Below are 5,054 nucleotides of genomic sequence, written 5' to 3' on the forward strand. Positions count from 1 at the left end.
CGCCAGGCCAGCATCATCACGGTTGATAAGCGCTGCCGGATAGTTATGCAGTGTATGGATTTGAATAAAGTGAGGTAACAGGGTCATATCATGCTCCATTATATTTTTTGATCTATTTAGTTGGCCTTGGATTTTGCCAATTCTGAAAAATAGCGGCCGGCGATGCCAAGACGAATCTCTTCTGCTCGTTCCTCATTTCGCTCCTGGTGAATGATCAAACCACCAAATTCGCGCCAGTTGGGGGCCGTCTCTTTGCTTGCCAGCAGCCGCAACAATTGGGGCAGGAGTTGGCGAAAGGCGTCACCGCGTGCTGTCAGCAATTTTGTTACTCGGGATTCAGAAACGCCCGCCTGACAAAGTTGTTTGCCCAGGCTGTCTTTGCCATTGTGACCCGCAAGGGCGATACCATGGGCAATCAAGGCCCAACGACGCCATGTATCAGGCTGCCAGCTTTCCGGGTCAAGATCAGCCTGGATCAGAGCGCGGGAAAGGGCAGAAATCTGGTGCGGGCGAATGTTCTCCACATCCAGCCGGGCGAGCGCCGCCTTTTCACCCTTTCCCAATCCATATTCATCGCCCGGGAAACGAGCGGACTGGGTGATGACACGAGCCAGACGGACAACAGGATTGCCAGCCATTGTTGGTGTTTCAACCTGTTCGGTATCAGGCGTCTCCATGTGCAGGTTCCTCCTTCAGAGTAAGTTGGCGGTAATGATCCGCAAGTGGGGGAAAGGGTGATTTATTGCTGCGCAATACACCATGAAACCGAGAGAGTGCAGCGCTGCGCGCGCGGTAACGCTGCTCACTGCTGCGTGGGCCAGCATGAAAGGCATTATTCAGGATTGCCTCGGCACGATCCGCCATGGCAAGAAGCCATTGCAACCGTATTTTATCCGGGTCATCAGATTCAATCTCCTCATTGAGGTCCTGAAAAAAACGAGCGTCTTCCTCTTGCTCGAATGGCTTTGCAAAACCATTGGCTCGATCTTTTGCACTATCTGAAAAGCAATCCTTTGTTGCTCCATTATCAAACAATGTTGCCATGGCAGACCATAGCACTTTACGCATTTTGCTAATGGCGTTTACCCGTTCTTCAGCGAGGGCTGCAAGCCGATCAGTCTTTCTACGCAACATCATTTTGCGCACGGTGGGTGAAATAGGGATTCGACGTTCGTGGTAGCCTTCAGTCTTGCCCTGCCCTCGAGTTACTCCCTGGGCTAAAACTATGATACCTTGCTCTCCGTCTTCTACAGTCAATGCTTGTGCGATGGGTTGCTGATATTTGCCAACCAGCAATTCTACAGCGACCTTGTAGTTGAATCCTTTGGCGGTAATAGTCAGCGCCTTCTCCGCAGCTACATCGATAGGTATCCAGGGATCTCCGGTAATGCCGTTGCGCTCTTTGGCTGCAACCCGTGAAACCTTGCTCCCAGTTGTGACTGCAACAATGTTTTCTTCATCCTTTAACAGGCGTATTTTACGACAAATCTCTATATAAAACGGGTCAAGCGAACTGAATGAAAGGCTTTTAGCACCGTCCCAGGGCAATAACCAGATCAAGCCCGTACCGTTCTCTTTTTGCAATTCATTTTGCGCTACAATTTTCTCCCGATCACTGAGAAGCACATTGACATCCCGCAGCCAACGCTTTCCCCAATTTCCATAAGGAACTACGCCGAGTGCCGGGCGGCTGGCAAATCCACCATTCATCCTGGAAATACCATAATTTCCTGCACCCAAGAATCCCTCCTGGGTTTGCAAGCTGATGAGCGCCATCAACCAGTCATCCAGGTTGCTGTTTGTCATACATGCGGTTTTTAGATCATGGTTTTTGGAAGTGACCAGCATATCGAGTTCATCAGGCGCATGAAGTCTGCTTTTCCATTTACTGACATCTTCGCCTGGCACTGGTGGTTGCATAAGGGCGGGACGGTCATGAGGCGTTATCAGGCACCAGGCGGCTCCATCCGAGTCGTCTGGGGTGAGATTCATAAGAGCCTCTCTCCATTCCTGTGCTGTTTCGAATGGCTGCAATGAGCTTGCTTGATGCAATGCCATTGCCGCTAGTTGAACTAGAAAAGCATGCCAGGGATGGCGTTGATGTGGACGTAATGCAGGAAAATCACGAATCTCATCTTGTTGCATGGCAACGAACAGCCAAGGAAGACTGTAGTGGTTGAGTTGCCCATCAGCAATCCTGCGGGCGCGGATCAATTTTTCATCCAATAATGAGTAGTGAAGTGCCATATTGCTCTCCATGAACAGGTTTAAGATCAGTCATTATTCAGACGCTCCAATCCAAAGCGGCTGTAACAAAAGCGAGTTTTCCCAAGGTTGAATATGATGGCCTCTTGGGTATGTTCTATTGCACTAGGGGGAGTATCTGGATCCAATCCATGGGGAAGCAGGAAGTGGCGTATTGGAAGTTGTCGCAACTGTTTACCGAAAGGCCCTGTTAATGGGGGTTCAAATTGCACCAGTTTGTCCTGTGCGCCTAAACGAGTGGCAATTTTGTGATCATTCGGAAATGCCATATTTGCATCTTTGGCAAACTCTTTATCGATCTCCAGCGTATGAAGATAACCGATGGTGCGTTGTGCTCCTGTGTCGCCTTCAATTTGTTGCCCCAATTGTTCCCATGCATCCCCCATTTCTTGTTGTATCACTTGTAATTGATCTGGATGTGTTGCGCCTTCTACCAGAAGGCGATTATCACGGGGGACCTGTATATTAGGGTGTTCAACGATCAGGCGATGGGTAGCCTCGATGATGCGCAAATCTGGATAAACACCTCCACCATCACGGAAACGGCCTAGTCCATGTGCTGCATGACTCAGCATAGGCGTAAGATCGTTATTCTTTGGTGTTAGCACCCAAGTTTGGGCCGTTTGATAGTCGACAGGGCGTTGTGCTTTGGATCGACAGTGGCGATGCAATCGTCCTATGCGTTGTAACAGCACATCCATTGGACATAGATCGGTAATCAACACGTCGGCATCAATATCAAGACTCTGCTCCAGAGTCTGAGTACCGATGACAATGCAGGAGCCATCTGGACGTTTTTTCCCGAGACGTGATTCAATTGCTAGATCAAGTAGCGACCTGTCCTGGCGGCTGAAGCGGCTATGATGAAGCGTCACTACCTCATTTACTGTAAATAGCCATGCTGGATCTTGCAGCCTGCCTTCGAGTTTCTTTAATAAAGTGATGGCAGCGGGCACGGTATTTCTAATGACCAGGACTTTCGCGCCGGAATTTGCTGCGTTAATCGCCATTTCGGCAATTTTTTCAGCTTCGTCTATGCAATCATATAGTGACCAGTTTACCGATTTAGTACGCCCCATGGCAGGTATAGAATGAAGTCCTCTGAAATCGCTTATAGCTGGGTAAGGAGTGAGTTTTGCAGTATCGAAGGGTTCCAGCACACTAGCTTTTCCACCCTTTGGCACCAGATCCAGGTAGCGGTGACGTGCGCTAGCTCCTAGTGTGGCGGAAAGTAATAAGGCGTGTCCGCCATTATGAAGATGAGCTTTTAACAGACGGGTAAGGAGTACAGTCATATAGGGATCTGAAGCGTGCACTTCATCTACCACTAGCAGGCTTCTTGATAGCAATGCATAGCGCAAATGAGCGTGTCGAACCTTCAATATACCAAGCAAAGCTTGGTCAATAGTACCCACTGCTATGGGTGCCGCTAGAAAGCGTTTGGGTGATTCAGCTGCCCAGCGGCGATGGGCTTGTTGCTCATCTGGATCGTCATTCCACAACATCTTGAAATCTGGTAGAGCTATGGCTTGGTGGTTATCGGCAGCAGCATAGCCTGGCAAAGCTCTAACGGTAATAGGCGGCTCCACTGGCCAGAGCCGTTTGATGGTTCTCTTTACTCGCTGATAAATCTGGGTCGCGGAAACACGAGTAGGAAGAGCAAAATAAAGACTGTCGACTTGCCCGGTACGAAAAAGATGAATATAGCGCCACAATGCGGCTTCGGTCTTTCCGCTACCGGTTTCCGATTCGAGGATCACTAACGAACCTAAATCGGTATCATCCATCGCTTCTTGAATGGGGTATGGAGCTTCGATTTCGAAGGTTTGGGTAAAGGTAGGCTGTCTGACACTCAATGAGTGATGCCAGGAGTTGGCGTCCAGTCCTACAGTTAAAATGGCATTTTCTGCATTATCCCAAGCTGTTTTTACTCGGTCATCAGCTTCATTGGCATAACCAAAAAACCGTGTATCTGAACCCAGCCAATCGGCCAACTGCACCAACCCTGCAAAGAGATGCCCAAACTCGGGGGCGCTGGGCAGTGGTCCCCCGCTATTTGAAAAGGCTTGAGGGAAAAGTATTTTTACACGCTGGGTCATTTCCTCCATGACAGGCAAGGGATCGTAGCCTATGATGCCATTGGCTTCTTTTACCGGACGCCAGATTGCTTTATTCCAATTTGTTGCTTGTTCAATAATAGGGCGACCATGGTGGCTGATGCTGGCTTTGAGTAATGAGTCAACGGCTTCTCCCCACGTACATATTTCGCTAACCGGCAGTGCATCCACAAGATGAATTAATGATTCTTCTTCAAAAATCTTGGTTGCCTCAATGCCGTGTCCCGCAGGCGTTGGCCATTCATGAGGGCGATCAGCTTGTTGCCAACGCTTGGCCTGAAAGCCACTGTTAGCCTTGCCTAAATCATGTAGGAAAACCAGAGCCGCTAGACGCGCAATATCCTGTTCAGTAAGCTTACGCTCCGCTGCTTTTCCCAAAGCTCTATAAATTGAATGGCACTGACTGAGTTCATGAAAACATATGGCAACATCTGTCATATGGTCCACAAGCGGTAACCAGTATTTTATCCGCCCCTGTTCATCTCTTTGTAATTTACCAAATGCTTGGCAGGCCTGAGGAGCCCCTCGCATGATTTCATCCCTTTCTGTTTCTTCCAATATGGGCCATCATATCCGGCTAATTTTGGCGATATTATGTAGCTCTTAGCGTCTCGCCATATGAACGAGGTTAGTGCTAATTGTCGGGTTCCGTGTGATCATATTCCCAAAAAG

At 49.0% G+C, this 5,054-nt stretch carries 3 protein-coding genes; all 3 read right to left on the reverse strand.

The annotated features are described in order from the left end of the window. Positions 1-116 precede the first annotated feature (116 nt). The 3 genes from casB to cas3 are packed head-to-tail and all read right to left on the reverse strand — an operon-like array spanning position 117 to position 4,940. On the reverse strand, positions 117-677 hold the full coding sequence (gene casB / locus ACOCD2_RS12005; RefSeq protein WP_293646009.1) for a type I-E CRISPR-associated protein Cse2/CasB: 561 nt from the start codon (positions 675-677) through the stop codon (positions 117-119). Then, positions 664-2,247, reverse strand: a complete 1,584-nt coding sequence (casA, locus tag ACOCD2_RS12010; protein WP_293646011.1) for a type I-E CRISPR-associated protein Cse1/CasA — start codon at positions 2,245-2,247, stop codon at positions 664-666. Before casA ends, casB begins: the two co-directional genes overlap by 14 nt. A gap of 26 nt (positions 2,248-2,273) precedes the next feature. Next, a complete protein-coding gene (cas3, locus tag ACOCD2_RS12015; RefSeq protein WP_293646013.1) occupies positions 2,274-4,940 on the reverse strand; it encodes a CRISPR-associated helicase Cas3' in 2,667 nt (888 codons plus the stop codon). Between the last annotated feature and the right edge of the window lie 114 nt (positions 4,941-5,054).

Source organism: Thiolapillus sp. (genome assembly GCF_048562965.1).
Taxonomy (GTDB): domain Bacteria; phylum Pseudomonadota; class Gammaproteobacteria; order Chromatiales; family Chromatiaceae; genus Thiolapillus; species Thiolapillus brandeum_A.